Raw genomic sequence first — 19586 nt, forward strand, 5'->3', positions numbered from 1 at the left:
AGTATGGAGCAAGTCTGGTGTCAGGAAAAACTATTGAGGCTGTGGAACGGAGCAAGCCCGCTCCCAGAGGAATTGTGTTCTTCCTGACGGACAGACCACCACCGCGGCAATAAGTGCTGCACCCTCGCCTCGCCAAACCGATCATCAATCAGCATCACCACCCCTCGGTCCTGCTGGGTGCGAATGACCCGACCGGCGGCCTGCACCACTTTTTGCAGGCCAGGGTACAGATAAGTGTAATCGTAGCCGTCACCGAAAATCGCCGCCATGCGCTGTTTCATCTGCTCATTGACCGGGTTGAGCTGCGCCAGCCCCAAGGTGGCGATGAACGCACCGATCAGGCGTGAGCCCGGCAAGTCGATGCCCTCACCGAACGCGCCGCCCAACACGGCAAAACCGATGCCTTGGCTGTGTTCCATGAAGCGTTCGAGAAACGCCTGCCGGGGCGCCTCCCCCATGCCACGCGATTGCGCCCAGGTGGCGATCTGCGGATGCCGCTCGGCCAATAGTCCGGCCACCTGTTGCAAGTAATCGAAGCTGCTGAAAAAAGCCAGGTAGTTGCCCGGGCGCTCGCTGAATTGACGGGCCATCAACGCGACTATGGGCTCCAGGGACGCCTGGCGGTGGGCAAAACGGGTGGAAATCCGGCTGATCACCCGGACATCCAGCTGTTCGGCCTGGAACGGCGATTCAACATCGATCCACACCGTGTCCGCCGGCGTGCCCAGCAGGTCAGCGTAATAGTGGCGAGGGCTCAGGGTCGCGGAAAACAGCACGCTGCTGCGGGACGCCTTTAGCCTGGGGCGCAGGAAGCCGGCCGGCACCACGTTGCGCAGGCATAAGGTGGACAGACTGCGCTGGCGACCGAGTTCGCGTTTGTGGATGTCGAACAGGAAGTGCTCGTCGAAGGACTCCGCCACCCGGCCGAACTGCAGGGCGTCGAAGTAAAACGCTTGCAGTCCGCTGTCCAGGCCCTGGGGGTGATCGTTGAGGTAGTCGCCGATGGCCGTGGTGCAGGTGGCCAAGGCCTGGAGCAGTTTTTCCGGCGGCTTTTCATAAGCCTGATAGGCCGCCACCTGCGGCGCATGCAAGGCGTTCCATTGGCGATTGACCCGTTCCAGGGATTTCTTCAACGGTTCGGGGGCGGTTTTGCGCACCGCCGCCAGCGTCGCCTGGTCAAGGGTCGCGCTGTACATCTGCCGTCCCCGCTCCACCAGGTTGTGGGCTTCGTCCACCAGGGTCGCGACGTTCCAGCCATTAGCCTGGGCCAGGCCAAAAAGCAAGGCGCTGAAGTCGAAGTAATAGTTGTAGTCGGCCACCACCACGTCGACCCACCGGGCCATTTCCTGGCTGAGGTAATACGGGCAAACCTCATGGGCCAGAGCGATTTCCCGCAGCGCGGCCTGATCGAGCAGCGTGACCTGGCTCGCGGCCGCCCGAGCACCCGGCAAACGGTCATAGAACCCACGTGCCAGCGGGCAGGATTCGCCATGACAGGCCTTGTCCAGGTGTTCGCAGGCCTTGTCGCGGGCGATCATTTCCAGCACCCGCAACGGCATCGATGGTGCGCTGCGGGTGATCACTTGGGCGGCGTCCAACGCCAGCTTGCGCCCCGGGGTTTTTGCAGTGAGAAAGAACACTTTGTCCAGCTGCTGCGGCGCCAGGGCCTTCAGCATCGGAAACAACGTGCCGACGGTCTTGCCGATGCCGGTGGGCGCCTGGGCCATCAGGCAGCGGCCGGTGCTGACGGCCTTGAACACTGATTCGGCCAAGTGCCGCTGCCCTGGCCTGAAGCCGGCGTGAGGAAAGGTCAACGTCTGCGCACCGAGATTACGCGCCTGGCGGTGGGCCATCTCCTGTTCGGCCCAGGTCAGGAACAGCGCGCACTGCTCGTCAAAAAAAGCCTGGAGTTGCGCGGCCTCAAAGCTTTGCGTAAGGCAGGTTTCCTTTTCGCTGACGATGTCGAAATACACCAGCGCGACGTCAATGCGCGGCAATTGTAGTTTCTGGCACATCAGCCAGCCGTAGATTTGCGCCTGGGCCCAATGCAACTGACGGTGATTGGCCGGTTGCTTGCTCAGGTCGCCGCGGTAAGTCTTCACTTCTTCGAGGCAGTTGCGACCCGGGTCATAGCCATCGGCCCGGCCTTTGATTTTCAATGTTCGGTAGTGACCTTCCAGGCTCACTTCAGCCTGGTAGGCCTCGCTGCGCCGTGACGCCACGGTGCGATGGCCGGCGATGCCTTCCAGGGCCGTGGGCGACGGTGTGAAGCGCAGGTCGAGGTCGCCCACCTTGGCGGTGAACTCACACAATGCCCGCACGGCAATGCTGTAGCTCGGCGCCTGGGTCATGCGCCCTGCTCCGCCCATTGCACGTAGCACACGGCGACGGGCATCTGGTGCTCATGGCAGAACTCCAGCCAACGCAGTTGGTTGTCCTGCAGGCGATCGCCAGGGCCTTTGACTTCGATCATCCGGTAAGTCTTGTGCTGCGGCCAGAACTGGATCAGGTCCGGCATCCCAGCGCGGTTGGCCTTGATGTCCAGCAGCAGGCGGCTGAACCACTGCTTGAGATGCTCGGCCGGCAGGCAATCGAGGGCCTGGTTCAACAGGTCTTCGGACAACGCGCCCCAGAACACGAAAGGTGACTGCACGCCCCACTTCTCTACGAAACGGCGAGTGATGGTGGCTCGATAACGCCCATCGTCCAACTCTGCGAAGCAGGCCGCGAACAGCTCGACGCGGCGGGCATGGAAATCGTCGTTGAGCAGGTCGACCGGGCCGCGCTGGAACGGGTGGAAGAACGCCCCCGGCAATGGCGCGAAAATCGCTGGCCAGCACAGCAGGCCGAACAGTGAATTGATCAGGCTGTTCTCCACGTAATGCACAGGGGCGATGTCGTCATGTAGGTGGGCCTGGACGTGATACTCGACTGACAAGGCCGGATCGACCCGCGCCAAGTGCAAATCCAGCCGTTCCATCTCCCGGGCCATGGCTCTCGGCACGGGTGGTCCGCCTAGCTTGCGCCGCAGCCGGGGCACGATCCTGAGCAAGGCCTGGGCTTCGGCGGCGCTTTGCGGCGAGTGCGCGGCGGTTTCCCCCAGCTCAAGCGCCAGGGCGTACTCGCCGATCCGCTCCAGTACGCGGATCATCCGCAGCCGCGCGCCGGGATAGGTGCAGTCCCGATAGATACCCAGGGCCAGGGCGAAATCACCGATGCGTTCGCCGTGCTGGCCGATCTGGAACAGTAACTTGCCCCGGCGTCGTTCCAGCCAGGGATTGTCCAGAAACAGGTCGTTGACTTGGGTAACGATGCCTTCGACCGGCTCGCCGAGTTCGAAGCGCTGTTGGCACTCGTGGAGGAACAGGCAGGCATCAACGTCTTGTCGGCTGCGCAGACCACGAGACTCGGCGCTGAATTCGACGGTTTCGTAAGTGAAGATGCCCAGGTCCGCCAGCACGAACTCCGACCAGTCCTGGTAGAGATTGCCGAAAAACATCAGGCGCAACCGGTCGCAGAGGTCCATGATCGTCAAGCTGAACAGTCGGTCTTCAAGCTGCGGGCACCAGGCGCGAAAGGACTGTGGTTGGCTGGCCTCATCATTCAAGGCCTGGAGCCATTCAGTCTTTTTTGCCTTGGGTTGTTCGATCAGGTGGCCCAGGCACAAGAGAATTTCCGGCTTGAGCAACACTTCGAACAGCTCGACGAGGCTCAGCGGGGCCTGTTCCTCGACCCAGCCCAGCGCCAGCAATGGCTCGACGGCACTGCCGATGTCACCAATTTCCGGGTAATGCAGCTTGCTGTGGCGGAACCGCAGCCCTTTGCGCATCACCATCCGCACCAGCAAACCCTGTGACGAGCGCGGCAATGCCGCGAATTCGTCGATAAACCGCTGTTCTTCGGCGCTGAGCACATCGGCATAACGTTGCACCAGCCAGGCGAGCACGCGCTGAAAGTTGTTCAGATAATAAAAGGGATCGTCGAGGGGGTTGGCTGTCACGGAGAGAAGCGCCATGGATGCTGAAACACTGGTTATGCGTACAGATATCAGCTACAACCGTTCCAGGCAACTGCAAAAGATGAGCGGTCTCCTACATTTAGAGGTGAAATCCCTCATCCGGCGATGAACTTTCCTACGACAAGCGAGACCAATGGCGGTTGACTAACGTGATGGCTTGTTCGAATCAGCTGTCCGCGTACTTTTGATTGAGAGGTTATGGATATGAACATCAGGTTTCTGGGCCTACCCCTGGCTGCCGTGGCATTCCTGGCTCTGGCCGGCTGCGCGTCGCCAACCGTGGTGACCTTGCAGAACGGTACCCAGTATTTGACCAAGGACACACCCAACACCCGCACCACAGACGGCTTCTACGAATTCGAAGACATCTCCGGCAAGAAAGTCCGGGTCCGCGCCGATGACGTGGCGACGATACGCAAGGAAGATTGATCCTTTCCGAGCCCTCTGCCTTGAACGAGAGCGCCGGTTGGCAAATCATCGCCATGACGTGACGAGAGCGCCAACAGCCTCTCGTCACGCTGACGGATAACAACCTAGGCGAACACGATGCCCTCGCCTCCCACCTGCCCCAGGCCAACACCCACCAAGGTTACCGAACTGTCGCCTACCTTGAGCAACGTGTCGCTGCCCACCTGCGACAGGTGCTGGCTGTAGTCATAATCCTCCCCGGCACCCTGCACGCCGATGAACACCAGTTTGTCACCCGCCTCATAACCGCTGATCCGATCCTGGCCGAACGCGCCATTGAAAATGAATGTGTCGCTGCCGCCGCCTGCTTGCATCAGGTCATTGCCCGCGCCGCCGACAAAGGTGTCGTTACCCGCATCACCCACCAACACATCATCGCCATCCTGGCCGAACAACCAGTCACCCGTGGTCCGGGCAACCAACGTATCGTTGGCCGCGCCGCCCTTGACCGACGACGCATAGGCCGTCAGGTTGGCGCCGGCCATCAAGCCATTGGCCGTGACGCTGTGGCTCACCTCGTCCTTGAGCAGCCCCCAGAGGGATCCGGGCTCTTTGCTGATCAATGTGCCGATGTCGCGGGTGATGCTGATTGCACCGTGGGCATCGCGCATATACAGGGTCCCGGCCCCGTCATGGGCGAAGCTGAAATCCTTGATCGATTGCTGCAGCTGCAGGCTGTTACTGCCCTGCCCGCCCAGTATCACGTTGTAACCACCGCCATCGCGGAAGGTGTCGTTGCCGGCGCGGCCTTCCAGGTAATCGCTGCCCTGGCCGCCCTGGATCAGGTCATCCCGGTCGCTGCCGATGATGAAGGTGCTGCCCGTATGGGTCTCGGCGTTGCGGTTGAGGTCTTGCACCCAGGTATTGCCGCGCGCCGGATCAGACAGATTGGCAACGATGATGGTCGAGTCCTTTTCCGTCAGGTCGTAGAACGCCGAGCCCAGGATCCGCCCCATGCCATCGCCATACCCGCTGGGCAAGTGGGAGATCCAGGTGGGAATGTTGAGGATGGAAAAGGGCAATACGTTCCACGTCGCCGAAGCATAGTGGTCGTTGAAGCTGACGATGTTGTTGGTGGCCGACTCCTGCTGTGTGTCATGCACGCCCACCGACGACAGGTTGAACGTCGAACCGTCCAGTGCCCGGAACACCGGGTCGTTTTCATAGCCGATGTTCAGTACTTTGTCGGTGCTGCTCTGGGTCGGCGAGGCGTAGGCGATGTAGTTGGCCCCGGAGTAGAACCCTGACCATTGACTGGCACTCAGGTCCGCCAGGCTGTTGACCGCCAACCCGCCCAGGCTGTGACCGCTGACCAGCACGTCGTTGCCCGTCAGGCCATGGGCCTGGGCAAATGCCGCGACGTCCCCGAGCAGGTTGCCAAAGGCTTCGCCTGCGTAGTTTTTCGCATAATCCTTAGGGCCCAGCGCGGCCATCACATCGTTGATGATGTCGCCAATGGAGTCGCCTATCAGATTCTCCCGCGGGCCACTGGTGCCACGAAACGACACGCCGATTTCCTGCAGGTGCCCATCGGCGTCGTATTTACCAAGGATCTCCACCTGCGCGGTGGTGTAGCCGGCCTTCTCGCCGAAGAACGTCCCGCGTCCATCCACCTTGCCGGTGTAGCCCAGTTGCGAGGCGCTGATGGGGGTCCAGCCGGCCTTCTGCACCGCCTCCAACGCGAGCTTTTCCGAGTCAGGGTTCCACGGCACGCCTGGGATCACCCCTTGGGAGTCGGTGCCGCCCAGCAGTGCTGTCACCAGGGTCGCGGGCAGGCCGACCCCGAAACCGTTGTGCTGATAGCCGGCGGCAAAGCCGTGGTCGAGGTTGTGGTAGGAATACAGCATGATCGCCATTGCATCGCTGACCAATGCTTTGGACTCAGTGGCGTCGAGGTTCTTGTAGTCGTAGATACCCATGGTGGTTACTCGCTTTTGTTGTTGGAATGCTAAAACCGGGTTTCAGGGGATTTGCGTGGTGAGGGGCATGTGCCGCCCCACCTTCTTGGGTCAGAACTGCCAATCCAGCGTCAGGCCCACGCCATGGGTTTTATCCCGGGAGCCGAGCAGACCGTTGTAATCCAGGTTGACCCGCACATCCTTGGCCACCGCCAGCCCTACACGGGCGCCGATCGCCGCTGCATTGCGGTCCATCGACACGCTCTGCACCGCGAAGGTGTTGGGACTGCCGGCAAATGCCAGGTCCTGCTCGGAACGGGTATGGCTCAGGTTGTGCTGCCAGCCGAGGGATCCGGACAACTGCAACTGCTGTTGCTGCGACAGCGCCAGGGTATGACTGGCCCGCACGCCCAGCGTCGAGAGCACGGCGTCACGACGGTCGTCGCCTCCCTTGAGGGCAGCGGCATCGCCCTTTTCATGGAAGCTGTCACTGTCCAGGTGCACGTAGGCCAGGTTGGCGAACGGCTCCAGGGCCACGGAGCGCAAATCGAGGCGATACGCGGCTTCGGTGAACAGCTGGGCGGTTTGGGCGTCGCGCTTGGTTTTTTCCTTGCCGCTTACAGCGTCGAACTGAACGTCACGCTTGACGTCGATGCGATGCCAACTGTAGGCGCCGCCGACGGTCAGGCGCAGGTCGTCGATTTCATGACCCAGGTACGCACCCAGGTGGTAACTGTCAGCCTTGGCCGACGAATGCGTGCCGTCCCCCAGGCTCAAGGAGCTGTCGCTGTAACCGGTGACGAAACCCAGCCGTGTCTGGTCGCTGATCAAACCATCGACACCCGCCAGCAGCCCGCCGATGGAACTGTTGGAACTGGCGTTATCATCGCCGCCGTCGCTTTTACCCCAGGCACCGAGCACCTTGACCCAGGCATTGCTATCGGTATCCGTCGGTGTGTTGGCGTCGTACAGCGCATCCTGACGCAGGCGGTCGCCTACGGCTTCGCGCAGGTAACGGCTGTCGTTGATCAATAACGTGCCGATGGCCGGATGAATCTCACCAGACAGTTGCTGGAATGCCTGTTGCGCCATGGCAGCGCTGGGTGATAACAACAAAGCTTCATACACGCCGTTGCCCGCGCCCAGTTGCTCGGCGGCAGTCGCCACCGAACGCTGGTTCGGCGTCAGGCCAAGGCTGCTGAACGACGTGGCGTTACGCGCCACCGCCAGTTGAACGCCACCGGCCGAATACGCCAGGTCACCGCCAAGGAACGCGTAGTTGGGCAGGACTTCACCGAAGCGTCCTTCAATACCGTCGGCCGCCTGGAGGATATTGAATTGCCGACCGAGCAGGCTTTTCACTTGGCTGGCAGTGAGCAGCGTCGGACTGTTTTCCAGGGACAGCGACACCGTTGCGCCGTCGATAGAGGCCTTGCCGCCCGCAACGATCAAGTCGCTGGAGGTGGAGGACACTTCCACGGCATAGGTCGAACCGGGCTGGAACGTCACGTCCCCGGCCACTTGCAAGGTGCCGATGGAGTTGCCCGGCGCCACGGCGCCGCCGCGATTGGCCGTCAGGCTGGACAGGCGTCCGGTGCCGCCGAGGATGCCGCCGTCGTTGACAGTGACGGCCGACGCCAGCGAACCGTTGACCGCCAGACGGCCCTCATTGACCAGGGTTGGTCCGCTGTAGCTGCTATCGCCAGTGAGCACCAGGGTCCCGAGGCCTTCCTTGGTCAGGCCGCCGTGGCCGGAGATGTCGTTGCGCCAGACGTCCAGGCCACACTGGATACCGCTGCACACACGCTCCGTAGGCTTGCCGGGATCGATGATCGCGCCAATGCCGGGCAAGTCCGCTACGAACTGGCCAGAGCCATAGGCACCGTCGATTCGAAATTCCTCGGCAATGTCCTGTTCGGTCACCAGCATCGATGGGCCGTCGATAGCTTTGGCCAGGTTGATCATGCCCCAGCCGTACAGCGAATCGACGCCCGGTGCGCCCATGTCGGTGGCGGTGGTACGCAATACATTGGCGACCTGGGCGCCGGTCATGTACGGGAAGCGTTCCATCAGCACCGCCACGCTGCCGGCCACGTGAGGCGCGGCCATGGAGGTGCCGCTCTTGTTGGCGTACCCCACGGTCAGGTCATCGGCACCGGTACCGCCGATCACGGCGCTGTACACCCGGGTGCCCGGGGCCGACACGCAGAAACTGGCGGTGTAGCCGCAGCGCGACGAGAAGGTGCTGATGGTGTATGGGTCCGGGCTGGCAGTATCCGGGTTGACTTGCAGCGCCGCCACGGTGAGCCAGTTCGGTGCGATGTCTGGCACAAAGTACGCCAGGCCCGCGATGGCATCCGGGTTGTTGAGGTTGTAGTCGTTGCCGGCGGCAAAGATCGTCACGATACCGCTGCGGGCCGCGGCGATTGCCCCCTCGTAGGCGCCACCCGGCCGGGTGCCCAGCAGCGGTTCGATCTGGTCGAATTGCAGCTGCGCGTCCTGCACCGTGAAGTGCGGGAACGCCGGGTCGCGGCCGCCTTGGTCGAAGCGGTCGGTGATGCCGATGCCCCAGCTGTTGTTGATAATCCGCGCGCCGCTGGCGATCAGCGCATCCCAACCCGCTTTGTACACCGCGCCATCGTTGCCCAGGATGATGCCATCTTCAGGCCCGGGGTCGCCGTTGTCGGCGCTGATGATCTGCGCATCGAAGGCCACGCCGTGCATCGGGCTGCCGTCGCGGCTGCCGGCGGCGATCCCGCCAACGTGGGTGCCATGGGAACCCAGCTTGCCGTCAGAACCCACGGAGGGAGAACCGTCGTAGCGGAACGGGTCTCCGGCTCGCACCGGGATGTACGGGTCGGTGTACTCGCGGATGCCGCTGGTGACCAGGTTTACGACTTTGTCGCTGCCGGAGAACTCCGGATGAGCCGCGTAGACCGGCTGGTCGAAGATCCCCAGCTTGACGCCCTTGCCGGTGTAGCCGGCGGCGTAGGCTTGTTGCGCATTGATCGCGCCCAAGCCCCATTCGGCGTCGAATTCGGCACTGCGCCAGCTGTCCGGGTTCCCCGGCCTGCCGCTCTCGACATACGGCGCCGCCTGGGCACTGCCCAAGGTGGCCAGGGCGCAGAGCATGGCCTGGTTGAACGTCTTGAACAGGAACAGCCGGCCGGTTTGTCCGGGGTGTTTTTTGCTATCGGTTTTCATCACGAACCATCCTTAGTTGCTGCAGTAATCCTTTGGTTTGCACTGCCATCTGTGGATCAGTCATTGCTCCCGGCCCACAAACGCCTCATCGACCTTCGCCAAGTCCTGCGCCCCCAGGGTGCCGGCGTAGTAATGCAGCTTGGTCCAGGCCATGAGGTAGTCGTAGCGGGCCTGGGCCAGGTCGCGGCGGGTGGTGTAGAGCTGCTGTTCAGCGTTGAGCGCGTCGAGGTTGACTCGCTCGCCGCCGAGGATGCTTTGCCGGGTCGACACCACCAGCGCTTCGGCGGACGCCAGGGCTTTCTGGTAGGCCCGCAGTTTGTTCACCCCCGAGACACAGGCGCTGAACTGGCGGCGCAGTTCGATCAGGGTTTCGCGGGTCTTGGCGTCGAGTTCGTACTCGGCCTGTTCCATGTTGCGACTGGCCTGGCGGGTCGAGGCTGAGACTCCGCCACCGGCGTACAGCGGCACGCTGACTTCCAGGCCGATGGTGTTGGTGTCGTAGCGCTGGTTGTAGGTGTTGCCACTTTCCGATTCGTTCTGGCGCATGGTCGCGTAGGCGCTGACCTTGGGCAGGTGCCCGGCGCGGTTGCGCTCGACCTCGAAGCGCGCCACGTCCACCGCCTGACGCTGGGAGGCCAGGTTCGGGTTGTTGCTCACCGCAAGTTCGTGCCAGGTGTCGAAACTGGCCGGTTGCAGGGCGAAGGTCTGGAAGGTTTCGTTCAGCGGGGCCAAGTCGCCGATATTCAGGGCCGGGACGCCAATCAGCGCACCCAGCTCGCGCAAGGAGGCGTCTTGCTCGTCGCGCGCCTCGATTTCCTCGGCGGTTGCCAGCTCATAGCGCGACTCGGCTTCGAGGATGTCGGTGCGCGTCCCTTCGCCCTGGCGAAACAGATGCTCGTTCTGGCGAAACTGTTGTTCGAAGGCCTTTTTCTTGGCCTGGGCTATATCGATCTGGTCTTGGGCAAAAAGGGCCTGGGTGTAGTAGCTGAGCACCCGCACCAGCAGCTCCTGGCTCTTGCCGCGAAAGCTCTCATCGGCGAACAGCGACTGCGCCACGCCTTTTCGATAGGCCGCATACGCTTCATAGTCCAGCAGCGGTTGTTGCAGGGTCAGGCTGGAACCGTAGCTGCTGTAGTTGCGGTCGTCATGCTGGCTGGCGCCACGATCATTGAGGTAAGTGACCTTCGATTGATTGCGGCCCTTGTTGTAGCTGTAACCCAGCTGCGGCAGCAGTCCGGCGCGGCCGATGGCTCGGTTTTCCAGGCCCGCGTCGCGCTCCTTGATCGCCCCCAGGTAAACCGGGTCATTGCGTAACGCCTGTTCGTAGATGTCGAACGGCCCCATGGCCCAGGCGTTACTGCAGACAGCCGCCGTCAATGCGGCAAGCCAATAAAAACGCTTCATACCAGCAGACATCCTTATTCTTCGGTCAACGCGGAGCCGGCTCGGTCGAGCAGCGGTTTGAACAGGTAGTTGAGGAGCGAGCGCTCGCCGGTACGCACAAACATCTCCGCGGGCATGCCAGGCTTGAGCACCAGGCCGTTGAGCTTTTCCATCGCCACATCGCTGACACTGCTACGCAGGACGTAATACGGGGTGCCAGTCTTCTCATCGAGCATTTGGTCGGCGGAAATCAGGCTGACCTCCCCCGATACCCTGGGCGTTCGGTTCTGGTTGAAGGCGGTGAACAGGATGTCCACGGGCAAATGACTGCCGACCTTGTCGATCAGGTGCACCGGCAGATGCCCTTCCACTTCCAGGCGCGTGCCTTGGGGCACGATTTCCAGCAAGGTATCGCCCTGGCGCACCACCGCGCCTTCGGTGTGCACCCCCAGGTTGACAGCGATGCCGTCGGCGGTGGCGAGGATTTCGCTGTGTTGCAGCTCGAACCCGGCGGATTTCAGCTGCTGTTGCAGGGTCTCGCCCTTGAGCTGGGCGTCGGCCAACTGGCTGCGCACTTCTTTCTGATACTCCTCGTTGTGCTGTTGCAGCTTCAGGCGAGACTCAACGATGCCCTGCTCCACCCGGCCGCTTTCGCCGCTGTTCTGCGCCAGTTCCTGCTGCACTTGCGAGAGCTGGCGTTGATAGTCCAGCAGGCGATTGCGCGGGATGTAACCGTTGTCCGCCAAGGGTTGCAGATTGCTCAGTTGCAGGCGCAGGGATTCGGCCTGGGCATTCAGATCGCTGCGGGCCCGGCGCATGCCCGCCAGTTGGGCCGTGGCGCCTTCGATATTGGCGCGTAACGCCGCCTGCTCCCGGGCAAACGCATCGCGGCGGCTGCTAAACAGTTGCCGCTGGCCTTCGAGCACCAACGCCAACTGCGGATCGGGGTCGTGGCTCAGTTGCGCCGGGAAACTCACCTGCCCCAGGTTATCCCGCTCGCTTTGCCAGCGCGCCAGGCTGGCCCAGGCCATCCGGTACTGGGCTTGCAGCGATTGCACGTCGGCGGCGGCCTGGGTCTGGTCCAGACGAAACAACGGTTGGCCCTGCTTCACCACCTCGCCTTCACGCACCAGGATTCGGCTGACCACGCCGCTGCTCATGGATTGCACGGCTTTGCGCTTGCCCGAAACCACGACGGTGCCCTGCACCGGGATACCTTGGTCCAACGGTGCCAGGCTGGCCCAGGTGAAAAAGCTCCCCGCGCCAAGGATCGCCAGGGCCCAGCCCAGGCGAGTGAAGAAACGGGCGCTGTATTCAGGGCGTTCGGGTACTTGGATGTGTCCGGGGTTCATGTCGCGATCCTTGCTCATGCGCCGCTGGGCTTGTTGGTGGCCTGGTACTGGCGGCTCATGCTCAGTCCGTTGGGTGTCGGTTGGGGGCTGTTGCGCTGTGAATCCCGTTGGGATTCCGGCTGGCCGGACAGCGCCCGCAGCACCTCCTGGCTCGGGCCGAAGGCCTGTAGCCGGCCTTCATTGAGCACCAGCAACTTGTCGGCCTGGGCCAATGCCGAGGACCGATGGGTCACCAGCACGACGCTGGTGCCCTGGGCTTTCATCTGCGCGATGGCGCTGGCCAGGGCCGCCTCGCCCACCGTGTCCAGGTTGGAATTGGGCTCGTCGAGCACCACCAGGCATGGCCGGTCATACATTGCCCGGGCCAATGCCACCCGCTGCTTCTGCCCGCCCGATAACCCACTGCCGTCCTCCCCCAGTACCATGTCGTAGCCTTGGGGCATGCGCAGGATCAGCTCATGCACACCGGCCTGTTGCGCGGCCGCGACGACTTTGAGCGGGTCGGCTTCGCTGAATCTTGCGATGTTCTCGGCAATGCTGCCGCTGAACAGCTCGATGTCCTGGGGCAGATAGCCGATGTGCGGGCCAAGCTGATCACGCTTCCAGCGGTGGATGTCAGCCCCGTCAAGCCGCACGGTGCCGCCAAGGGCCGGCCACACGCCCACCATCACCCGGGCCAGGGTGGATTTACCGGAACCCGAAGCCCCCAGCACCCCGAGCACTTCTCCGGCGGCGAGGCTGAAGCCGAGTTGGTGCAACGTTGCGTTGCGTTGCCCCGGTGGCCCCGCGCTCACCTGCTCGAAGCTTACCTGGCCCTTGGGTGGCGGCAACGTCATAGCGTCGTCCTGCGGTGGGTAAGCCTGCAACAGTGCATCGAGACGGCGATACGCCAGCTTGGCCCCACTCCACTGCTTCCACACGGCAATCAACTGGTCGATGGGACTCAGCACCCGGCCCATCAGGATTGAGCCGGCGATCATCATCCCGGCGGTCATGTCGCCCTTGATCACCAACAGCGCGCCCAAGCCCAACACCAGCGATTGCAGGCACAGGCGCAGGGTCTTGCTCAAGGAGCTGATCACCGCGCCGGTGTCGCTGGCCTGGTTCTGCAGGCCGAGAAACCGCGAATGTACGGCAAACCAGCGGTTGCGCAGCGCATTGAGCATGCCCATGGCCTGGATGGTCTCGGCGTTGTGCAAATGGCTGGTGGCCAGCTGGCTGGACTGTTGCGAGTAAACGCTGGCCTGTCCCAACGGTTTTTTGGTCATGGCTTCGTTCAGGCAGGCCAGGCCAATCAGCAGCAGTGTGCCGACAGTGGCGAACACCCCGAGCCAGACGTTGAACAGGTAGATCACCAGCAGGTAGATCGGGAACCACGGCGCGTCGAAGAAGGCGAACAACGCCGGGCCAGTGACGAATTGACGGACATGGGTGAGGTCGCCCAGGGATTGCCCGGCGTTGCCCTCGCCCTGGAGCAGATTGCGCTCGAACGCTGCCTTGTACACCTGGAGATTGAAACGTCTCTCCAATTGGCTGCCGATGCGGATGACGATGAAGCTGCGCACCATTTCCAGCAACCCGATGAACACAAAGAACCCGACCACCATCAACGACAACATCGCCAGGGTGGTTTCGTTTTGCGATGAAAGTCCCCGATCATACACCTGCAGCATATAAATCGAAGGCGCCAGCATCAGGACATTAATCAGTGCCGTAAAACAACCGACGCTGATCAGAATATTTTTATAATCACCCAGCGCCTTAAAGAGTGGCACTGCGACACTGTTCCTTGCCCTATTCATGAATCTTCCTTGCTGTAGGCTTAGCCAGATACCCCAGAGGGGTTCAACTTACCCATCTTTAATAGTTGAATCGGCCCCCGTCGAAACACGTGCCTGCTTAACAAACATGGGGTGATCAATCAGTACACTTTTCAGTGTTGTACTCGTTCGTTAGCGAGTGTCCTGGCTATTACTGCGCTCCAGCGTAAGTGTCAGGCCCGATTTTAAAGTGACTTGATAGTGCTGCTCTTGCCGCAGCCCGAGATGAACCCTGGAGTTCTGCTTGCCAATCAATGAAAGACCATCGGGTTCGGTGAACCAATGGACCGGCTCATCCCCCAACCAATGGCCCAGACAAGCGGTTTGCCCCCCCAGGGTCAGGTCCGCCCTGAGTTCGACCAGGCACGTATTGGACGGTTTATCCTGCAACACCTGGGTTTGCGCATTTTCCTGCGGCCCCGACAAAACGGCCAGCCACTGACCGGCCAACTGCGAGGGTTCTGCTAACAACAGGCTGCGCGCCATGGCGACTTCTCCACAAAACATCATCAACGTAGCGCTTAACCAGGCGATTGCCCGGACACTACTGGGTGTAGATTCTCTGCGCACTGCTCTAATCCTGGCTGGGGATCCCGCAGGAGCAGCCGCTCCCACGGGATCGGATGATCAGGCCACGATGTCCGAGACGGCTGCCTGGCCGACGGTGCTGACCAGGAAGTCAGCCACGCCATGCCCGGAGAAGTCCACCGACAGCAGACTGTTGCCACCCGAACTCGACAGCACCGCGTCACCTGCCGCCCCCGTGAAGGCATTCACGAAATGCAGGCCCGCGCCCTTGGTGATGCCGGTCAGGTCGATCTTGTCAAAACCACTGACGAAATCGAGGATCTGGTCCGCTGCCCCCGGCCGCGAGTCGGTACTGGCGGCGAACACGAAGGTGTCCGAACCAGAACCGCCCCACAGTTTGTCCGCCCCGCCGGCCCCCCAGAGGATATCGTTGCCGGCACCGCCCTTGAGTTCGTTGGTCACCGAGTTGCCGATCAGCAGGTCGCTGCCCGAGCCACCCGTGGCATTCTCGATAACTGCGCCCTTGGCGATGGAAACGTTACCCACCATGCCGCCAACGTCGGAGAACGAGGCATCATTGAGGTTGATTTTCTGGTTTTGGGTAAAACCGGAGAAATCCAGGGTGTCGCGTCCGCCCGCGTCCCATACCGAGAACACCACTTTGTCCGAGGACGAGGAAGCACTGAGGAAATCGCGACCAGTGTTGGAATTGAAACCGTAGGTGGAGTCCCCGGTCCGGGTGTTGGTGTTGGCGCCGTAGAGTTTCTGGATGGCCGCGATGTCATCCATCAACGGACCCGACGCATAGGCCTCGACGCCGCCCTTGCTGAAATTCTGGTCGGTATTGCTTTCACTCCAGTAGCTCATGAGGCTGTAGCCACGGGTGTCCTGGCCGTAAGTGGCGTCATCGTAGGTCGGGCTGCCTTCACCGGCGTTGTAGTCGCCAGGATGCGCCAGGCCCAGGGTGTGGCCAATTTCGTGGGTCAGGGTCTGGCGGCCGTAGTTGTTCAGGTCCGGGTTCTTGTTCTGGGTATAACTGCTGTTGATCAGGTACCAGGACGTCCCGTCATAACCGGCGCCAGTCCCCGGCAGATAGGCGAACGCCGCCGCGCCATCCTGGCCGCCGCTATAGTTGCCGAAGGTCATGTGGCCGTCGCCACCGCTGCCCCTCTCAGTAAAGGTTACGTTGGCCACGTCCGCCCAGGATTGCATGGCCAGGAACGCCTGACCTTTTTGCTGGGCGCTGAACTGGCTGAAACCGCTGATCCCGTGCTTGTTCATGGTGCTCGAGGAGGCGGACGTCAGGAAGGTGTAGGTCAGCTCTATCTTGCCGCTGCCATCCCGGTCCTGATACGCCGCGCCGTCGCGCAGCAATTGTGTGGCCGCCTCGTCGACGGAGTACGACGGTTTGCCGTTGACGGTCAGGTTGCCGCCGCGGTCGTACTGGTGGCTGAAATTATTGATCTGGTTGAATGCACTACTGGAGGCTGCCAAGGGTTGCGGCGCCCAGAGCAGTTGTTCGGAAGAATCGATAACGTTGGTTTTGACTTTCGACATAAACACACTTCCTTGTTTGTAATGGAACCGTTTTTTGTCAGACAGACAATCTCTGGCGAGATCGTCCTATCACTCGCCCAATGAGGACGTAAGAAAGCTGACACAATTCGAAATCAATCGTCCAGCCATTTTTTTATTCAATTGCACGGACAAGCCTTCAACGCCCACAAACAATAGGCCTTGCGCCCCCAGCTAATACCCGCTTACAGCGAAAACTTTAAGATTGTCGGACAAAACTCTATTTAAATATTAAATATCGATAAACACTCAACTGTGAAGCACAGCGCAGTTTTGCCAACTAAGTGCCAGCGAAACGCTATTAATCAATATCTACTAAATCCCGGCGGTTTTGCGCCCACACACCTCTCGCAGGCAGCCTCGCAACCAACGATGCGCAGGATCGGCATCCATCCGGGGATGCCAGAGCATGGCGATTGTGAAGGCAGGCACTTCGAACGGCAGTGCAAAACTGTGCATGCCGACGCGCAGGCTGGCGGTGTAGCGTTCGGGAACGCTGGCGATCAAGTCGCTGGACCGGGCAAGCCCCAGCGCCGTGGAGAAGCCCGGGACGGTGATCGCAATGTCCCGCGTCAGGTTCAACGGCGCCAGGACCTGATCGATCGGGCCATGATCGAGGCCTCGCAACGAAATACCGATGTGCCCGCCCGCTGCGTAATCAGCGGCAGTAACCGCTACCTGGCTCAGCGGATGCCCCGAGCGGACCACACCGATAAAACGGTCGCCAAACAGCGCCTGGGTACGTAGCTCCGGACGGGTGTCCTTGTCCACGACGGCGGTTTCCAGGTCCACGGTGCCCTCGCGCAGGGCCGTGCTGTCCTTGTCGGCCTTGTCCACAAAACGCAGCCGGACGTAGGGGGCTTGCGCGCCGATGCGGGCAATCAGGTCACCCGCGAAGTTTTCCACGAAACCTTCCCGTGTACGCAGGGTGAAGGTGCGGCTCAACCGTCCAAGATCCGGGGCTTGCACCGGTCGCAGTGCCGCCTGGGCATCCTGCACCAGTTGGCTGACCTGCTCGCGCAATTCCAGCGCACGGGGCGTGGGCACCAGGCCGCGCCCGGCCCGCACCAACAGCGGATCGCCGGTGGTCTCACGCAACCGCGCCAGCGCCCGGCTCATGGCCGACGGGCTGAGCTGCAGCCGTCGAGCGGCCCGGGCCACGCTGCCTTCAGCCAGCAGAACATCGAGGGTGACAAGCAGATTGAGGTCAGGTGTGGACATGGCCGAGCCCTTGCGCGAATAGATGGCGTTATATGCAGCTGTAACGTGCAAATGGTGCGTCTTCCGCCATGTTATGCCCAGGCGTAACGTTCGGGTAGCACCAATTCGGGCGCCACAGAGAAAGAGGACATGATGAAGCCAGTCAATACGCAACACCCCCTGCCGACAGCAACGGGCGCGCAACCGGTCTTTTCAGCGCGCTGGGCGTTAGCCAGCCTTGCGCTCTCGACGCTGCTGGCCTCCCTGGGTGCCAGTGTCGCCACGGTGGGTTTGCCGACGCTGGCGCAGGCGTTCAACGCGCCTTTCCAGCAGGTCCAATGGGTGGTGCTGGCCTATTTGCTGGCCATTACCACGCTGATTGTCAGCGTTGGGCGACTGGGGGATATGATCGGACGTCGGCCGCTGTTACTGGCCGGGATCCTGTTGTTCACCCTCGCCTCGACCCTGTGTGGCCTGGCGCCCTCGCTGGGGTGGTTGATCGCGGGGCGAGCGCTGCAAGGCCTGGGAGCGGCCGTCATGATGACGCTGACCCTGGCCTTGGTCGGCGATACCGTCGGCAAGGAGGAGACTGGTAGCGCCATGGGCCTGCTGGCGACGTTGTCAGCGGTCGGCACGGCGCTGGGGCCCTCGTTCGGTGGCGTGCTGATCACTCAATTCGGCTGGCAAGCATTGTTCCTGGTCAACCTTCCCCTCGGGCTGCTGGCGTTTTTGCTCGCATGGCGTTCACTGCCTGCCCGGCAACCGCTGGCTACGGCGGAGAAAACGCGCTTCGATGTGACGGGCACCTTGCTGTTGGCGGCAACACTGGCGGCCTATGCCCTCGCCATGACCTCGGGACGCGGCCACTTCGGTGGGTCGAATATCGCGCTATTGCTTGCTGCGATCCTCGGCGGCGGACTGTTCATCCTGGCGCAGAGACGGGTTGCGTCGCCGCTGATCCCCTTGGTGTTGTTTCGAGACCGGTTACTGGTCTCGGGGCTGACCACCAGTGCCTTGGTTGCGGCGGTCATGATGGCGACATTGCTGGTCGGGCCCTTTTACCTGTCCATCGCCCTTGGGTTGCCCGCCGCGTTCGTCGGGCTGGTGCTGGCAGCCGGGCCGACCGTTGCCGCACTCGCCGGAATGCCGGCCGGGCGCCTGGCAGACCGGTTCGGCGTGCGCCCCATGCGGCTCGTCGGGCTGGTGATCATGGTCCTCGGCTGCCTTTTGCTGTCGCTGATGTCACCGGCCCTTGGCATAGGCGGCTATGTCGCCGCGATCGTGGTAACCACCCTTGGCTATGCGCTGTTCCAAACGGCCAATAACACGGCGGTGATGGCGGACGTTCCCACCCACAGGCGCGGCGTTATCGCCGGGCTGCTCAATCTGTCGCGCAACCTGGGTTTCTTTACCGGGGCCTCGGTGCTCGGCGCGATATTTGCGCTGGCATTACCGACGAATGGCATCACTTCTGCCACCCCGGAAGCCGTCGCAAACGGCTTGCAAATTACCTTCGCCACGGCTTTGGGGCTGATGGTCCTGGCGGGCGTAGTCGCCTTTAAATGTCGCGAGCCAGAGCCTTCGACTGAGTCCAAGGACACACCCTGCGCAGGATGATGGCATTGTGAATATTCTTGGTTAGGTCCTGATGCAGATCAAAAAAACTGAACCAATCGCAAAACGGACTGAAAAAAGCCACATGCCTTTCATTTTCAGGTGCTATTTTTAGTTCTCACTGGTAGAGCCATGACGGCTCTTCCTTCCTGACATGAGCTAATGGAAGCGCTCGATTGAAGAAGGCGGGCAATACATGAATAAAGGATCTTTCAGCAAGGTTACGTTCCCCAATGCCTGCCAGTTGATGCGCTGGCATTTCCATCCTATGGGATTTGAAGCCAGTATGGACGCACCGGGGAGTATGGTTGCCCGGCTGTTTGACCGTGCCAGCGGCGAGACCATGATCGCTATTGCGGGCATCCCCTGCGCGACCGTGATGAACGCCCCGGATGTGGAGCGAATAATCGAGGCGGTGGAGGCCGAGTTGGAAGCTTTCGTGCCACCGGTTGGCTTGCGGCGATTTGCTTCCTGATAGGAAGACGCACACGGCCAGTGCAATGGTGTTCGCTTGAGAAAAACGGTG

At 61.7% G+C, this 19586-nt stretch carries 13 protein-coding genes; 3 read left to right on the plus strand and 10 right to left on the minus strand.

Annotated elements, in window-relative coordinates; all coding sequences use genetic code 11:
- Nucleotides 1-20: 20 nt before the first annotated feature.
- Together QNH97_RS13935 and QNH97_RS13940 are read right to left on the minus strand one after the other, a co-directional pair.
- Nucleotides 21-2351: an ATP-dependent DNA helicase gene (locus QNH97_RS13935; protein WP_283557364.1), complete on the minus strand. Its 2331-nt coding sequence runs from the start codon at nt 2349-2351 to the stop codon at nt 21-23.
- The gene (locus QNH97_RS13940) at nt 2348-4015 is read right to left on the minus strand and encodes a VRR-NUC domain-containing protein (RefSeq protein ID WP_502944524.1); all 1668 of its coding nucleotides are present in this window, start codon (nt 4013-4015) and stop codon (nt 2348-2350) included. Before QNH97_RS13940 ends, QNH97_RS13935 begins: the two co-directional genes overlap by 4 nt.
- A gap of 207 nt (nt 4016-4222) precedes the next feature.
- Here QNH97_RS13940 and QNH97_RS13945 point away from each other — a divergent pair, with 207 nt between their 5' ends.
- Nucleotides 4223-4447 carry a YgdI/YgdR family lipoprotein gene (locus QNH97_RS13945; RefSeq protein ID WP_283557366.1) on the plus strand — a complete coding sequence of 75 codons (225 nt, stop codon included), beginning with the start codon at nt 4223-4225 and terminating at the stop codon, nt 4445-4447.
- A gap of 104 nt (nt 4448-4551) precedes the next feature.
- Here QNH97_RS13945 and QNH97_RS13950 read toward each other — a convergent pair whose 3' ends face one another.
- The 8 genes from QNH97_RS13950 to QNH97_RS13985 form a co-directional block, all read right to left on the minus strand.
- Nucleotides 4552-6405 carry a polyurethane esterase gene (locus tag QNH97_RS13950; protein WP_283557367.1) on the minus strand — a complete coding sequence of 618 codons (1854 nt, stop codon included), beginning with the start codon at nt 6403-6405 and terminating at the stop codon, nt 4552-4554.
- A gap of 90 nt (nt 6406-6495) precedes the next feature.
- Nucleotides 6496-9516 carry an autotransporter serine protease gene (locus tag QNH97_RS13955; RefSeq protein ID WP_283557485.1) on the minus strand — a complete coding sequence of 1007 codons (3021 nt, stop codon included), beginning with the start codon at nt 9514-9516 and terminating at the stop codon, nt 6496-6498.
- Nucleotides 9517-9648: 132 nt separating this feature from the next.
- Nucleotides 9649-10992: a TolC family outer membrane protein gene (locus QNH97_RS13960; RefSeq protein ID WP_283557368.1), complete on the minus strand. Its 1344-nt coding sequence runs from the start codon at nt 10990-10992 to the stop codon at nt 9649-9651.
- Between the two features lie 14 nt (nt 10993-11006).
- A complete protein-coding gene (locus QNH97_RS13965) occupies nt 11007-12341 on the minus strand; it encodes an HlyD family type I secretion periplasmic adaptor subunit (RefSeq protein WP_283557369.1) in 1335 nt (444 codons plus the stop codon).
- Nucleotides 12338-14125 carry a type I secretion system permease/ATPase gene (locus tag QNH97_RS13970; protein ID WP_283557370.1) on the minus strand — a complete coding sequence of 596 codons (1788 nt, stop codon included), beginning with the start codon at nt 14123-14125 and terminating at the stop codon, nt 12338-12340. Before QNH97_RS13970 ends, QNH97_RS13965 begins: the two co-directional genes overlap by 4 nt.
- 150 nt (nt 14126-14275) lie before the next feature.
- Entirely contained in the window at nt 14276-14653 is a 378-nt protein-coding gene (locus QNH97_RS13975; protein WP_283557486.1) for an AprI/Inh family metalloprotease inhibitor, read from the minus strand.
- Nucleotides 14654-14770: 117 nt separating this feature from the next.
- Complete coding sequence (locus QNH97_RS13980; RefSeq protein WP_283557371.1) at nt 14771-16228, minus strand: serralysin family metalloprotease; 1458 nt, start codon at nt 16226-16228, stop codon at nt 14771-14773.
- A 333-nt stretch (nt 16229-16561) separates the two neighbouring features.
- Nucleotides 16562-17467 carry a LysR family transcriptional regulator gene (locus tag QNH97_RS13985; RefSeq protein WP_283557372.1) on the minus strand — a complete coding sequence of 302 codons (906 nt, stop codon included), beginning with the start codon at nt 17465-17467 and terminating at the stop codon, nt 16562-16564.
- A gap of 132 nt (nt 17468-17599) precedes the next feature.
- Between QNH97_RS13985 and QNH97_RS13990 the strand changes: the two genes are divergently transcribed.
- Both QNH97_RS13990 and QNH97_RS13995 read left to right on the plus strand, forming a co-directional pair.
- On the plus strand, nt 17600-19063 hold the full coding sequence (locus QNH97_RS13990) for an MFS transporter (protein WP_283557373.1): 1464 nt from the start codon (nt 17600-17602) through the stop codon (nt 19061-19063).
- A 193-nt stretch (nt 19064-19256) separates the two neighbouring features.
- A complete protein-coding gene (locus QNH97_RS13995; RefSeq protein ID WP_003201764.1) occupies nt 19257-19535 on the plus strand; it encodes a DUF1652 domain-containing protein in 279 nt (92 codons plus the stop codon).
- The last annotated feature ends 51 nt before the right edge of the window (nt 19536-19586 follow it).

Origin of the sequence: Pseudomonas sp. G2-4, from assembly GCF_030064125.1 — a bacterium.
Lineage (GTDB): Bacteria > Pseudomonadota > Gammaproteobacteria > Pseudomonadales > Pseudomonadaceae > Aquipseudomonas.

Coding starts and splice junctions, on each gene's coding strand:
- QNH97_RS13995 (WP_003201764.1), top strand. CDS start 19,257: ATGAATAAAGGATCTTTCAGCAAGGTTACGTTCCCCAATGCCTGCCAG.
- QNH97_RS13960 (WP_283557368.1), bottom strand. CDS start 10,992: ATGAAGCGTTTTTATTGGCTTGCCGCATTGACGGCGGCTGTCTGCAGT.
- QNH97_RS13945 (WP_283557366.1), top strand. CDS start 4,223: ATGAACATCAGGTTTCTGGGCCTACCCCTGGCTGCCGTGGCATTCCTG.
- QNH97_RS13985 (WP_283557372.1), bottom strand. CDS start 17,467: ATGTCCACACCTGACCTCAATCTGCTTGTCACCCTCGATGTTCTGCTG.
- QNH97_RS13935 (WP_283557364.1), bottom strand. CDS start 2,351: ATGACCCAGGCGCCGAGCTACAGCATTGCCGTGCGGGCATTGTGTGAG.
- QNH97_RS13955 (WP_283557485.1), bottom strand. CDS start 9,516: ATGCTCTGCGCCCTGGCCACCTTGGGCAGTGCCCAGGCGGCGCCGTAT.
- QNH97_RS13965 (WP_283557369.1), bottom strand. CDS start 12,341: ATGAGCAAGGATCGCGACATGAACCCCGGACACATCCAAGTACCCGAA.
- QNH97_RS13990 (WP_283557373.1), top strand. CDS start 17,600: ATGAAGCCAGTCAATACGCAACACCCCCTGCCGACAGCAACGGGCGCG.
- QNH97_RS13940 (WP_502944524.1), bottom strand. CDS start 4,015: ATGGCGCTTCTCTCCGTGACAGCCAACCCCCTCGACGATCCCTTTTAT.
- QNH97_RS13970 (WP_283557370.1), bottom strand. CDS start 14,125: ATGAATAGGGCAAGGAACAGTGTCGCAGTGCCACTCTTTAAGGCGCTG.
- QNH97_RS13950 (WP_283557367.1), bottom strand. CDS start 6,405: ATGGGTATCTACGACTACAAGAACCTCGACGCCACTGAGTCCAAAGCA.
- QNH97_RS13975 (WP_283557486.1), bottom strand. CDS start 14,653: ATGATGTTTTGTGGAGAAGTCGCCATGGCGCGCAGCCTGTTGTTAGCA.
- QNH97_RS13980 (WP_283557371.1), bottom strand. CDS start 16,228: ATGTCGAAAGTCAAAACCAACGTTATCGATTCTTCCGAACAACTGCTC.